13 protein-coding genes are annotated in these 13,205 nt (G+C 69.9%); 5 read left to right on the top strand and 8 right to left on the bottom strand.

What is annotated here, in order from left to right:
• Positions 1-17 precede the first annotated feature (17 nt).
• The 8 genes from E4M00_RS11570 to E4M00_RS11535 all read right to left on the bottom strand — a co-directional run bounded on the left by E4M00_RS11570 (position 18) and on the right by E4M00_RS11535 (position 8,883).
• Complete coding sequence (locus E4M00_RS11570; RefSeq protein ID WP_135120683.1) at positions 18-680, bottom strand: pentapeptide repeat-containing protein; 663 nt, start codon at positions 678-680, stop codon at positions 18-20.
• 187 nt (positions 681-867) lie between these two features.
• Entirely contained in the window at positions 868-1,902 is a 1,035-nt protein-coding gene (locus E4M00_RS11565) for a sugar phosphate isomerase/epimerase family protein (protein WP_167756879.1), read from the bottom strand.
• Positions 1,899-2,768 carry a sugar phosphate isomerase/epimerase family protein gene (locus E4M00_RS11560; RefSeq protein WP_135120682.1) on the bottom strand — a complete coding sequence of 290 codons (870 nt, stop codon included), beginning with the start codon at positions 2,766-2,768 and terminating at the stop codon, positions 1,899-1,901. The genes E4M00_RS11565 and E4M00_RS11560 overlap by 4 nt, the downstream gene beginning before the upstream one ends.
• 81 nt (positions 2,769-2,849) lie before the next feature.
• On the bottom strand, positions 2,850-4,055 hold the full coding sequence (locus E4M00_RS11555) for a substrate-binding domain-containing protein (RefSeq protein WP_056168953.1): 1,206 nt from the start codon (positions 4,053-4,055) through the stop codon (positions 2,850-2,852).
• A gap of 25 nt (positions 4,056-4,080) precedes the next feature.
• Positions 4,081-5,187: an ABC transporter permease gene (locus tag E4M00_RS11550; protein ID WP_082510564.1), complete on the bottom strand. Its 1,107-nt coding sequence runs from the start codon at positions 5,185-5,187 to the stop codon at positions 4,081-4,083.
• Positions 5,184-6,263, bottom strand: coding sequence for an ABC transporter permease (locus E4M00_RS11545; RefSeq protein ID WP_135120681.1), 1,080 nt, complete (start codon positions 6,261-6,263; stop codon positions 5,184-5,186). Before E4M00_RS11545 ends, E4M00_RS11550 begins: the two co-directional genes overlap by 4 nt.
• Positions 6,260-7,780, bottom strand: a complete 1,521-nt coding sequence (locus E4M00_RS11540; RefSeq protein WP_135120680.1) for a sugar ABC transporter ATP-binding protein — start codon at positions 7,778-7,780, stop codon at positions 6,260-6,262. The genes E4M00_RS11545 and E4M00_RS11540 overlap by 4 nt, the downstream gene beginning before the upstream one ends.
• On the bottom strand, positions 7,777-8,883 hold the full coding sequence (locus E4M00_RS11535; RefSeq protein WP_135120679.1) for a Gfo/Idh/MocA family protein: 1,107 nt from the start codon (positions 8,881-8,883) through the stop codon (positions 7,777-7,779). Before E4M00_RS11535 ends, E4M00_RS11540 begins: the two co-directional genes overlap by 4 nt.
• Before the next feature lie 115 nt (positions 8,884-8,998).
• Here E4M00_RS11535 and E4M00_RS11530 point away from each other — a divergent pair, with 115 nt between their 5' ends.
• From E4M00_RS11530 to E4M00_RS11510, 5 genes are all read left to right on the top strand, one after another.
• Positions 8,999-10,192, top strand: coding sequence for an ROK family transcriptional regulator (locus E4M00_RS11530; RefSeq protein ID WP_135120678.1), 1,194 nt, complete (start codon positions 8,999-9,001; stop codon positions 10,190-10,192).
• 194 nt (positions 10,193-10,386) lie between these two features.
• The gene (locus E4M00_RS11525) at positions 10,387-11,037 is read left to right on the top strand and encodes a YqaJ viral recombinase family protein (protein WP_420813446.1); all 651 of its coding nucleotides are present in this window, start codon (positions 10,387-10,389) and stop codon (positions 11,035-11,037) included.
• Complete coding sequence (locus E4M00_RS11520; protein ID WP_135120677.1) at positions 11,034-11,792, top strand: alpha/beta fold hydrolase; 759 nt, start codon at positions 11,034-11,036, stop codon at positions 11,790-11,792. The genes E4M00_RS11525 and E4M00_RS11520 overlap by 4 nt, the downstream gene beginning before the upstream one ends.
• A gap of 118 nt (positions 11,793-11,910) precedes the next feature.
• Positions 11,911-12,897, top strand: coding sequence for an NADP-dependent oxidoreductase (locus E4M00_RS11515; RefSeq protein ID WP_240037058.1), 987 nt, complete (start codon positions 11,911-11,913; stop codon positions 12,895-12,897).
• Positions 12,894-13,190 (top strand): hypothetical protein, encoded by a 297-nt coding sequence (locus tag E4M00_RS11510; protein WP_135120676.1) that lies wholly within the window; start codon positions 12,894-12,896, stop codon positions 13,188-13,190. Before E4M00_RS11515 ends, E4M00_RS11510 begins: the two co-directional genes overlap by 4 nt.
• Positions 13,191-13,205: the final 15 nt, after the last annotated feature.

The following is a 13,205-nucleotide window of genomic DNA, read 5'->3' as shown; positions in this document are numbered from 1 at the left end:
GCGTTGGAGCGGGTAGGTCAGTCCTCGACAGTTATGCCGAGCTGGTCGGCGAAGAGCGACGCCAGCTCGGCCACCTGGTCGGGCGTGAGCGTGGCACCCTTGAGCCCCGGCAGGCCCACGATGCGGCGGAGGTCGACTGTGCGCAGGTCGACGTTGCGCAGCTCGGCACGGGTGAGGTCGATCGTTCCCACGCGCGTGCCTGCGAAGGAGACCCTGTTGGCCTTCACTCCCCCGAGGTCGAGCTCGTCGATCGTGCAGTCGGTGAACTGCACGTCCTGCAGGTGCGCACCACGCAGGTTCACGAAGCCGAGCTTGCAGTTCGAGATGTGCACGGACTGCCACGATGCGTCGTAGAACTCGGCCGATCCGATGCGCGAGGAGTCGAGGCTCACGTCACGGAACCGGGAGCGGGCGGCGCTCAGGATGGGGGCGTTGAGGCGCTCGATCGTGGTGTCGAGGAAGCTCGCCGTGCGCAGGTCGGCCTCGTGCGCCGAGACGTCGAGGAAGCCGCACTCGCTGAACGTCGCACCCTGCAGGTCGCGCCCGGAGAGATCGATGCCGGCGAAGCGCTCGGCATCGTGGCTGTCGTGCGGCTCGAGGGCGTCGGCATCGCCGTCGAGCAGTTGGGGGAGACGGATGCGGTCGATGCGGGGAGCGAGGGTGCGAGGGGTCGGTGCCATGGTGGGAACAACTCTTCCACGCCGGTCGCTCTCCGCCCGCAGAGGCACGGGAGCGAAGCGAGCGCGCCGCCTCCGCCCGCAGAGGCACGGGAGCGCCGAAGCGCACCGGGCCCTGCGTCTCCCCTCCCCTTCGGCGGCGACTGCGTCGCTGCCTCTGCGAGCAGGGGTGCGGGCGCCGGGTGCGGCCCTACTGGTTCGAGAAGGCGGCGTCGAACGAGGCCGACGGGCGGTTCCACAGCAGCGAACGGATATGGGCGAGCGCTTCCGGTGCCCCGTGGAGGCGGTCCATGCCCGCGTCCTCCCACTCGATCGAGATGGGGCCGGTGTAGCCGATCGCGTCCAGGGCCCGGAACGAGTCCTCCCACGGCACGTCGCCGTGCCCCGTCGACACGAAGTCCCACCCGCGCCGCGGGTCGCCCCACGGCAGGTGCGAGCCCAGCACGCCGGCGCGTCCGTTGTGCGGCCGCATCCGCGTGTCCTTGCAGTCGACGTGGTAGATGCGGTCCTGGAAGTCCCAGATGAACCCGACCGGGTCGATGTTCTGCCACATCATGTGCGACGGGTCCCAGTTGAACCCGAACGCCGCCCTGTGATCGATCGCCTCGAGGGTGCGCACCGAGCTCCAGTAGTCGTAGGCGATCTCGCTCGGGTGCACCTCGTGCGCGAACCGAACGCCCTCGGCGTCGAACACGTCGAGGATCGGGTTCCACCGGTTCGCGAAGTCCTCGAAGCCGGCGTCGATGACCGAAGCCGGCACCGGCGGGAACATCGCCACGTACGGCCAGATGCTCGACCCCGTGAACCCGACGACGGTGTCCACCCCGAGCTTGCGGGCGACTCGGGCCGAGCGCTTCATGTCGTCGGCCGCGCGCTGCCGCACCCCCTCGGCGTCGCCGTCGCCCCAGGTGTAGTCGCGCACGATGGCCTCGTGCCGGAAATCGATCGGGGCATCGCACACAGCCTGCCCCGTGAGGTGGTTCGAGATGGCGAACACCTGCAGGCCGTAGCGGTCCAGGATCGCTCTGCGCTCATCGAGATAGCCGGGCTCCTCCTCGGCACGCTTCAGATCGAGGTGATCACCGGAGCAGGCGATCTCGAGACCGTCGTACCCCCATCCGCTCGCCAGCCGCGCCACCTCCTCGAACGGCAGGTCGGCCCACTGACCCGTGAACAACGTCACCGGATGGGCCGCCGGTGTCGCAGCCTGTGCTGGGTCCGTCATGATCTCTCCCTGTCGTCCTGCAGTGCCGTGAGGTAGTCCAGCGAATCCGCCGCCAGGGCGTCCTGGGTGATCGCGAGCGGTCGCCAGACCGAGGCTGCTACGGCGATGGTGGCGTTCTCGCCCGTGAAGCTCTCGAGCCCGAGCGGCCCGGTGTATCCGGCATCGTCGAGAGCATCGAGGAAGGCCGACCAGTCGATGTGGTCGTCGCCGACGGCGCCGCGATCGTTGCCGCAGACCTGCACGTGCGCGATGTGCGCGCCGGCGGTGCGGATGGCGTCGCCGATCCGCTTCTCCTCGATGTTGAGGTGGTAGCTGTCGAGCGCGAGGCCGAGCCCGCGACCGAGCAGCGGGCCGAGGGCCTCCAGTGCCTGGTCGACGGTGTTGACGAGGCTGGTCTCGTAGCGATTGAGGGGTTCGATGGCGAGACGGATGCCGCCCCGCTCCGCGCGGTGCACGACCGGCGCGAGCGCGGCCTGCAGTTCGCGGTAGTGCTCGGCCCTGTCGGCGTCCGTCATGCGCCAGGTGCGTCCGGTGGCGGCGTAGAAGGGTCCGGCGACGACGCGGGCGCCGACCGCCTCGGCGACCCCGATGCAGTGCACGAGGTAGTTCTGGGTGGCCACGACCTCGGAGGCCGGAGCGGCGACGAGATTGCGACCCGGACCCATGGCGCCCACCACGATCGGCAGTAGCCGATGTTCGGCCAGGACCTCGCCGGCGAGCTCGGGCGACCAGTCCCCCACGGACTCGACCGGGAGCTCGATGGCGCCGAACCCCAGGCTCGCCGCCTTGGCGGCGAGCGTCGCGAGCGAGGCGTCGTCGAGCGGGCTGGTCCACACCCAGGTGTTGACGCCGATGGTGCGGCGCATCCGTGTCTCCTCTCGCACACTGCGGCCCTGCATGGCGACTGGCGAGGCTCGAGTGAGCCCCGCCAGTCGGCAGCGTACCGGTTACGGGATCTGGCGCTCCTGCCAGACCGTCGGGTAGCCGGGCAGGTCCTCTCCGCCGAACTTGGCGTAGTGGCCGTCGGGCATGCCCTCGTTCGCAGCGAGGTACTGGTCGAGGTCGTCACTCGTCACGGGGCTCTGCGGGAGCACCCACTCCTTCGGAACCTCCTCGCCGGCGAAGATCTTCTGCGCGGCGAGCAGCGGCGTGCGCCACTGGAAGTTCGAGTACACGGTCCCGAGTCCGGTGAGGCCGGTGTCCTTCCACTTGCGCAGGAAGCTCAGCTCGTCCTCTCCGGTCATGACCGGGTAGTCGACTCCGGCGTCCTCGAACGCCTCGATCGCTGCGACGGCGCCGTCACCGGCGTCCATCCAGATGCCCTTGACGTCACCCTTGGCGAGCTCGTCCGAGATGATCTTCTTGATCTCGACGGGGTCGGCTCCGGTGAAGTAGTCGACGGCGTCGATGTTGGCCTCGCCGAACAGCTTCTCGGCCGCGGCCCAGCGCTGCTCGAGCACGTCGACACCCGGGAGGATGCGAAGCGCGACGACCTTGTCACCCTCTTCGAGGTTGTCGATCAGGAAGTTCGCCGAGTCGATGCCCCAGGCGAAGCCGCCGATCGGGTGGATGAACGTGACGGGGCAGTCCGTCTGAACACCGCGGTCGAACACGATGACGGGCTTCCCGGTGTCGCAGGCTCGCTCGACCGCCGGAGTCATGGCCGCCGTGCTGTTCGGCGAGATGACGAAGAAGTCGCAGTTGCCCTCGTTGATGAAGTAGTCGATGTCGGCGATCTGCGTGTCGTCGCTGTCCTGCGCGTCACGCGTCTCCAGCTCGCTGATCGCACCCGACTCCTGCAGCACCTTGAGCTGCTCGTTCATGGTGATCCAGCCGGTCTGGCGCCACGGGTTCGAGATCGAGGCGTTCGCGAAGCACCCCTTCTTCGCCCCCTCGCTCGCGAACTCCGAGGTGTCGACCATCTCGGCGTTGATGTACTGCAGGTAGGGCTGTCCGTCCGGCCCCTCGGGAACGACCCCCCGTTCCTCGTCCTGCTTGTCGAACAGCGCCTGGTCGAACCACTCGACCTCGGCCTCCTCCGTGGCCGCGGCGTCGTCCGACGGAGCGGTCACGCTGGGATCGGTCGTGCAGCCGGCCAGTGTCAGCAGCGCAAGCGCTCCGACCATGGCGGATGCCACATGCATTCGTCGCATCACAAACCTCCTTGGTTGTGTTGGATCAGCCCTCTGCCTCGAGGGAGTGGATTGCAGGTCGAGTCGCGCCCGACTGTGGGGGCGACTCCTTCTCCCGTGCGGGTGAAGTCTCAGGGGCGCCGTCGACCGGTCCGTCATCGGCGTCGACCGGCGGACCGGCGACATCGGTTCGTCCGCGACGGCGAGCGCGGAACGAGACGGCGGAGTAGGCCACGGCGGCGATGATGATGACGCCCTGGATGGCGTCGCGCAGAGTCGACGGCACCCCGGCGAAGTTGAGCAGAGTGAACAGCGCCTCGAGGGCGAATGCCCCGGCCGCTGCAGCGACGACCCAGCCGCGACCACCGCCGAGGACGACGCCTCCGAGGACCACGGCCGTGATGGCCGTGAACTCGTAGCCCCGGCCGACGGAGGGGTGCACGCCGGCGTACCCGACCAGCAGGATGCCGGCGAGGGTCGCCGACAGCGACGACAGGATGAACGTGCTGGTCTTCACCCACCAGGTGCGCACACCGGCGAAGCCTGCGGCGGTCGGGTTGTCACCGAGGGCGATGATGGTGCGGCCGAACGGACGCTTGCTGAACCAGATGGCCGCGGCCAGCACCACGATGAGGATGAGGACCGACCACGGGATGAGGTCGAGCACGGGCACGTCCTGGATGCCGCCCCGACCGATCTGCCGGAAGCTGTCGTCGGGATTGCCCGTGGCAGCTCCGCCGGTCCAGTACAGCACGCCGCCGAGCAGGGCCAGCATCATGCCGAGGGTCGCGATGAACGACGGCACGCGCAGGAACGACACGATGAGGCCGTTGACGAGTCCCACCAGCACGCCGAAGGCCAGCATCAGGAACAGCACCGGAATGGTGCGGCTCTCGTCCTGCCCGACCAGGTTGCCGGCGATGACCACCTGCGCTGTCACGACGGAGCCCATCGACAGGTCGAACTCCCCGCCGACGATCACGAAGTACTGCCCGATCGCCACGATGGCCACGGGAGCGACGCGCTGGATGAAGCGCATCAGCTGGCCGGGCTCGGCGAAGCTCGGGTTGAGCACCGTGATGGCGATGAGCAGCACGGCGAGGAGCAGGAACACCGCTCCGCGCGGGCTCACGAGTGCGCTGACGATCTTCATACCGACCCTCCCTTCACAGACTCCGAGACTCTGTCGGACGGCGACGGATCGACATCCGGATCGGTGTCCGCACCGCCGTCCGCTCCGAACCTGGCCCGACGACGCTCAACCTGACGTGCCGTGTAGACGGCGACGGCGGCCACGATGACCACGCCGCGCACGACATCCTTCATGAACGGGTTGACCTGCAGCACGCTCATCACGTTGTCGAGCACGGCGAAGATGGCGACGCCGCCGATGGTGCCCCACACCGAACCCCGACCACCTGCGAGGATGGTGCCGCCGAGCACGACCGCCGCGATCGAGAGCAGGTCGTAGCCGCCCTGGATGCCCACGGTCGGGCTGCCGACGCCGAGTCGGCTGGCGAGCAGGAGACCGGCGAAGGCCGCCGTGACCGAGCAGAGGACGTGCGCGACGATGATCGGCTGGGCCGTGCGGATGCCGGAGAGCCTGGCCACCTGTTCATTGCCGCCGACGGCGAACATGTGGTTTCCCGTGCGGGTGCGGCTGAGGAACAGCGCCGCGAGCAGGGCGACGACGATCATGAGGATCGTCGACACCGGGATGGGCCCGACGCCTGTCGCCCCGATGAGCTGGAACTCCCACGGCACGTCGCCGCTGGTGCCCTTGTAGTTCGTGTCGAGGTAGCCCTTGATGATGAGGCCCATACCGAGGGTGGCGATGAAGCCGTTCACGTGCAGCTTCGTGACGATCAGGCCGTTCACGAGTCCGATCACGGCCGCCACGGCGAGCGCCGCCAGAACGGCCGGGGCGATGTTCGCCGCGCTGCCCTTCATCGTGTCGGCGGCGATGAGGCTCGACAGGCTGACGACGTAGGGAACGGAGAGGTCGAGCGATCCGCAGAGGATCACGAGGGTCTGCCCGATGGCCACGAAGCCGAGCACGCTCATGCCCGTGAGGATGTCGCGGATGTTGCCCGCACTGAAGAAGCTGCGTCCGACCGTGGCGACGAGGATGGCGCTCACGATGATCACGCCCAGCAGGGCCAGGTAGACGAGTGCCGTGGAGTCGATGCGACGACGCCGACGGAGCGGGCGAACGGATGCCTCACTCATGCGACACCTCCCAGGTCGGTGCCGGCGGTGGTCGGCGCGTGGCCCGTCGCTGCCGAGAGCACGGCCTCCTCGGTCGAGCCCGAAGGCAGCTCCGCGGCGATGCGGCCGTCGTGCATGACGAGGATGCGGTCGGACATGCCGATGACCTCCGGCAGTTCGGACGAGATCATGAGGATGGCGACCCCCTCCTGGGCGAGAGTGCGCATGAGCGCGTAGACGGCGATCTTGGCGCCGACGTCGATGCCGCGGGTGGGCTCGTCGAGCAGCACGACGCGGGGCTTCGTGGCGAGCCACTTGGCCAGAACGACCTTCTGCTGGTTGCCTCCCGACAGGAACTGCACCTCCTGGTCGAGGCCGTGCGAGCTCACCTCGAGCGAGGTCATCACCCCGGGTATCGACCGCCGCACCTCGGCGGTGCGCCGTGCGAACACCCCACGGATGACGAGCAGGGCGTTGTCGAGCACTGACTGGTTCACGGCCAGACCCTGCGCCTTGCGGTCCTCCGTGATCAGCGCGATGCCCCGGCGCACGGCCGTGCGGGCGCGGGTGATGCGCACGGTCTCGCCGTCGAGGGCCATCGATCCCCGGGTGAACGGCGTCACCCCGAAGATGCCCTCGACGAGCTCGGTGCGCCCGCTCCCCTGCAGACCGGAGACCCCCACGATCTCGCCGGCCCGCAGCTCGAGGTCGATGCCGTCGACGAAGCCGTTGCCGGCATCCGTCACCGCCAGACGCACGTCGCCGACCGTGGTGTCGTCGAGCGCAGCAGGGAAGAAGGTCTCGATGGAGCGGCCGACCATGCGCCGCACCAGTTCGTTGGTGTCGAGCTCGGATGTCGGCCCGCTGCTGACGAGGGCGCCGTCCTTCAGCACCGTGATGGTGTCGCAGAGGTCGAAGATCTCCTTGAGCCGGTGCGAGACGTAGAGGATGGCCACGCCGCGTGCCTGCAGCCGACGGATGATCGCGTAGAGCAGCGCCACCTCGTTGTCGGAGAGGGCGGCGGTGGGCTCGTCCATCGAGATGACGCGGGCGTCGTAGGAGAGAGCCTTGGCGATCTCGACGATCTGCTGCTCGGCCACGGTGAGAGTGCCGACCCGCGAGGTCGGGTCGATGAAGTCGATGCCGAGCTCGGAGAGCAGCGACCTGGTCGCGGCCACCATGCCGCGCTGGTCGACGAAGCCGGCCCGGCGCGGCTCGCGGCCGAGGAACACGTTCTGCGCCACGCTGCGGTCAGGCAGCAGGTTGAACTCCTGGAACACCGTGGCGAGGCCGGCCTTCATGGCCTGCACGGGATGCCCGAACTCCACGGCCTCGCCACCGAAGGTGACCGTGCCCGCGTCGCGCTGGTACACGCCGGCGAGGATCTTCATGAAGGTGGACTTGCCGGCGCCGTTCTCGCCGACGAGTCCATGCACCTGGCCCGGATAGAGAGTGAGTCCGACGCCGCGCAGCACGGTGACCCCGAAGAAGCTCTTCTCGAGGCCGGCTGCGACCAGAACCGGTTCCTGCGCGTTCATTCGGCCACCTCCACCCAGTGACCGGATGCCGCCGACGCGAGAACGGCATCCGTCACCCGCACCGCCCGCAGGCCGTCGGCGAACCGGGGCAGTCCGTCGGGCTCGGCCCCGTCGATGGCCGCGTAACTGTCGGCGACGAAGGCGTTGAAGGCGTCCTGGTAGCCCATCGGGTGCCCGGCCGGCACGAGCGAGAGCCGCGCTGCGGATGGGGCGAGCACGTCGGTGTCGCGCAGGATGCGCTGCGAACCCGTGCGGCGACCGAGCCAGAGCTCCTCGGGCCGCTCCTGGTCGAAGCGGATGCTCTCGGTGGTTCCAGCGATCTCGAGCACGAGGCTGTTCTTCCGTCCTGGGGCGACCTGGGAGATGAGCAGGGTGCCGACGGCTCCTCCGCGGAGTTCGACGACCAGCGCCACGAGGTCCTCCGTGGCGACGTCGGAGTGGGCTCCGCGGTGGGCGTGCACGGTGCGCGTCGTGGCCGAGAGCCTGGCGATGCGATCGCCCGTCACGAACTCGAGCAGGTCGACGAGGTGGCTTCCGATGTCGGCGAAGGCGCGCGACGGACCACCGAGGCCGACGCCGACCCGCCAGTCGTCGGACTGCGGCTCGAGGAGCCAGTCCTGCAGGTAGCCGCCCTGGATGGTGAGCAGGCGGCCGACCTCGCCGGCGGCGACGCGGGCGCGGGCCTCGCGCACCATCGGGTGGTAGCGGTAGACGAAGGGGACCGTCGCCGTGAGCCCGCTTTCAGCGGCGCGCTCGGTGAGGGTGACGGCATCCGTCACCGTGGTCGCCAGGGGCTTCTCGCAGATGACGTGCTTGCCCGCGTCGAGCGCCGCGAGGGCGAGGGCGGCGTGCGTCGTGTTGGGGGTGCAGATGTGCACGATGTCGATGCCGTCGTCGGCGAGGAGCTCGTCGACGGAGATGTAGGAGCGGTCGAGTCCGAGTCGCAGGGCGGCGTCGGCGGCGGATGCCTCACTCGAGGATGCGGCACCCCCGAGCTCAGCACGAGCGGCGCGAGCTGCGCGGCTGTGGACCGAGGCCATGAACCCGGAACCGACGAAGCCGACGCGGATCGCGGTGGCGGGTGCGATGACGTCCGTTGTCATGGGGCGAGTGTGGCACACATCGATCGACTTTTGCTAGTCAATCGACAGAAGTTGCACGTTCGAGATCAAGTCGTTGCAATACGAATCGACGAAGACCCTGTGCTTTACTATGCGAATGGTCGACATCAGCCGGGGATCGGCGCTCGGAACATCGGGTGCCAGCGAGCTGTTCCAGCTGCTGCGCGACGGCCGGCCCCGCACTCGAGCCGAGCTCGCGACCGTCACCGGACTCGCCAGATCGACCATCGCCACCCGTGTCGACTCGCTCATGGCGCTCGGCCTCGTCTCCCCCGTCGGTGACGCCCTCTCGACGGGCGGACGCCCGCCGTCGCGGTTCGCCCTCAACCCCTCGGCCCGCGTCGTGCTCGCCGCCGACCTCGGCGCCTCGCACGCCACGCTCGCCGTGACAGACCTCTCGGGAACCGTGCTCGGCGAGCTGCGCGAGGCCATCGACATCGCCAGCGGACCCGAGGCCGTGCTGAGCTGGATGGTCGAGGCGGCCACCACCCTGCTCGCCCGCATCGACCGCGATCACGACGAGCTCGTGGCCATCGGCATCGGCGTGCCCGGGCCCGTCGAGCACTCCACCGGACGCCCCGTGAACCCGCCGATCATGCCCGGCTGGGACCGCTTCGATGTTCCCGGCTGGGTGCAGCAGCACCTGCAGGTGCCCGTGCTGGTCGACAACGACGTGAACATCATGGCCCTCGGCGAGCGCGCCTTCGCCTGGCCCAACGCCGAGCACCTCATGTTCGTGAAGATCGCGACCGGCATCGGCTCCGGCGTCATCTCGAGCGGGCGCCTGCAGCGCGGAGCGCAGGGCATCGCCGGCGACATCGGCCACGTGCAGGTCGCACGCGGCGTGGGCATCCCCTGCCACTGCGGGAACCGCGGCTGCCTCGAGGCACTCGCCTCGGGACCGGCCATCGCGCGTGACCTGCGCAAGGCCGGCATCGACGTGGCGACGGGCAGCGACGTGGTCGATCTCGTCAAGCGCGGCAACATCGAGGCCATCCAGGCCGTGCGTCAGGCCGGACGCGACATCGGCGAGGTGCTGACCACCGCCGTGAGCCTCATCAACCCCTCGGTCATCGCCATCGGCGGATCGATGGCACGCGCTGGGGAGCACCTCATCGCGGGGGTGCGCGAGATCGTCTACACGCGCTCGATGCCCCTGGCCACCGAGCACCTCGCGATCGTGCAGTCGTCGGCGGCCGAGAACGCGGCCGTGCTCGGCGCCAGCATGCTGGCCATCCACCACGCGCTCTCGCCCGAGGGCATCGACGCGCTGGCGACTCCCGCTCGCTGAGCCACAGACGCGCAGCGGCTGCGGCGAAGCGGAGGGGACGGTGCCGGTCCTCGGCTTCGGCGCGCTCGCTTCGCTCCCGTGCCTCTGCCAGCGGGGGTTGCGGCACGTCGACCGCGGACTCCGTCCAGGCCCGACGACGGCCCCAGCGGAGCGTCGTGTCGCGCGGCGTCCGAGGCGCGAGGGACAATGGAGCCGTGACCGATACGCTGCTCGACCTCTTCGCCGAGGCACAGCCCACGGTCGCGGCGGCTCCGGCGCCGGCATCCGTTCACCCGGCGATGCGTCGCATCGTGGCCGATTCGAGCGACCGCGTCGCATGGCTGCGGGCGCGTTCCCGCGGAATCACGGCGACGGATGTGGCCAGGCTCGCCACGCCGCGCTCCATCCAGGCCGCAGCCGACGAGAAGCTGCACGGCACGACCTTCGGCGGCAACCCGTTCACCGATCACGGCCGAGCGCGCGAGCCCGTCATCGCCGAGTGGGTGCTGGGCCAGCACGGAATCCTCTCGAGCAGTGCGCTCTTCCACGCCGAGCACGAGTCCCGCCACCTCGCCACCCCCGACGGCTACGTCGTGCGCTCATCCGGCAGCCTCGAACTCTGCGAGATCAAGACGACGTCGAAGCCGTGGCGCAACATCCCGCGTTCGTACCTGCGTCAGGTCTGGTGGCAGCAGTACGTGCTCGGCGCCGACCGCACCCTCGTCGTCTGGGAGCAGCACGAGGACTTCGTCCCCGTCTCGAACGAGCCGCTCTGCCGCTGGGTGGAGCGCGACGAGGACCAGATCGCCATCCTCGTGAACCTCGCCAACGCCCTGATCGACGAGCTGCACCGACGCACGCGATGACGGTCCTGCTCCTGCACGGGCTGGGCTCCGACCGGCAGTACATGCTCGACGTCTTCGGGCCTGTGCTGGCGAAGCTCGCCCCGGGTGAGCGGGTGATCGCGCCCGATGCGCGCGCCCACGGCGCCTCGCCCCTCGTCGGCGCCCCGTCGGACTTCACCCTCGACGGGATGGCCCGGGAGCTCGAGGCGTCACTCGGCACCGCCCACGATGACCCCCTGACCGTCGTCGGGGTGTCGATGGGGGCCGCTCTCGCGCTGCGGATGGCGCTGGCGGGCCGCATCCGCATCGACCGGGCGCTGTTCGTGCGTCCGTCGTTCACCCACAGGTCGATGCCCGAGAACCTGCGCGCCTTCCCCGTGATCGGTCAACTGCTGCACGATGTGGGACCGGTCGAGGGGCAGGTCCTGTTCCGCGAGACGCCGGCCTATCGCAGTGCCGTCGACGCGTCGCCGCTCGGCGGCGCCGGCCTGCTCGCCCAGTTCCGCTATCCCCTGGCCGTCGACCGGGCCGTGCGGCTCGTCGAGGTGCCGCGCAATCGCGCCTTCGAGTCCGAGGCGGAGCTGGCATCGCTGGGGGCACGGATGCCGACGGCCGTCATCGGAGCGCCCCGCGACCCCGTGCATCCGTTCCCCGTCGCCGAGCAGTGGGCCGGTGCCCTCGGCTCGCCCCTCACACGACTGCCGGCGCGCGATGACGGCCAAGCGGCACAGCTCACGGCTCTGCGGGCCGCCTTCGGGACGTGGCTGGCGGCGTAGGCGGTGCTCGCGGCAGCGCCTGCTGGTGGTGGCTTCGGCGCGCTCGCTTCGCTCCCGTGCCTCTGCCAGCGGGGCAGGCGGAGGGGCCTCAGCGGGCGAAGGGGGCAGAATGAATTCCATGCCGGAATCCATTCCCGAGACCATGCGCGCCCTCGTCGTCGACCGCCTCGGCGCCGTCGATGAACTGCGCCTCGCCGACGTCGCCGTGCCGTTGCGCATCGCCGACGAAGTGCTCGTGCGCGTCGTCGCGGCGAGCGTGAACCCGATCGACGTGAAGACCCGCTCGGGGCGCGGCTCATCCGCAGCGATCAGCTCGTTCCCGTTCATCGGCGGCTCGGACTTCTCGGGCGTCGTCGCCGCGGTGCCCTATGCGCAGCATCCGTTCCCGGTCGGCACTCCCGTCTTCGGCATGGGACGCGTACCGCGCGTCGGCGGCAGCTTCGCCGAGTTCGTGACCGTCGCCTCGACCGCCCTCGCCGTCAAGCCCGCGACCCTCAGCCACGTCGAGGCCGCCGCGGTTCCCGTCGCCGCGCAGACCGCGTGGGGCATGGTGCAGCTGGCCGGGATCGGCGCCGGCGACAGGGTGCTGGTGCATGCCGGTGCCGGGGGGGTCGGCCACTTCGCCGTGCAGTTCGCGGCCATCGCTGGAGCCCACGTCGTCGCCACGGCGTCAGCCGCCAACGCGGGCTTCCTGCGAGAGCTCGGCGCCCAGGAGACCATCGACTACGCCAGTCAGCGCTTCGAGGATGTCGTGAGCGACATCGACGTCGTCATCGACCTCATCGGCAACGTGCACGACCACACCGGCACGCGCTCGCTCGAGGTCCTGCGCGAAGGCGGGCGGCTGGTGAACGCACCGACGGGGAGCTGGCCGACGATGCAGGCGGATGCCGCAGCTCGCGGCATCCGTGCCACCGGCTACAACGTGCCAGCTGACGGGCGCGTGCTCGCCGAGATCGCAGCGCTCCTGGAATCGGGCGCCGTGACGGTGCACGTCGACAGCGAGTTCGACCTCGAGGACGGCGCCGACGCCCAGCGCGCAGTCGAGGGCGGGCATGTGCGAGGCAAGGTCGTCATCCGCGTGGCCGAGGAACCCACGCTGTGACGGGCGAGCGGAGGGCGCCGTCGAAGGTGCGCTCGATCGTGGTCGGCGGCGTGTTCGTGATCGTGGGAGTGCTGTGCGCCGTGGCCGCGGTCGTGATCGCCGCGCGCGCCGGCGGCGACCTCTCGACCGTCGTCGGCAGCGGTGGGGCGAACCGCACCGGTGGGGCCGCACCGGCCTGGTTCGCGATCGGCCTCACGGCCGTGCTCGCCCTGCTCGCCGGGGTGACCGGGGTGTTCATCGCAATCGTGGGCTGGCGGGCGGCGGACGACGCGGAACGCGAATCGGACAGGTAGGTTGATTCTCGGGGG

Origin of the sequence: Orlajensenia leifsoniae (assembly GCF_004570845.1) — a bacterium.
Taxonomy (GTDB): Bacteria; Actinomycetota; Actinomycetes; order Actinomycetales; family Microbacteriaceae; genus Orlajensenia; species Orlajensenia leifsoniae.
The sequence above is the reverse complement of the archived record's forward strand: the minus strand, read 5'-3'. Positions and strand labels throughout refer to the sequence as shown.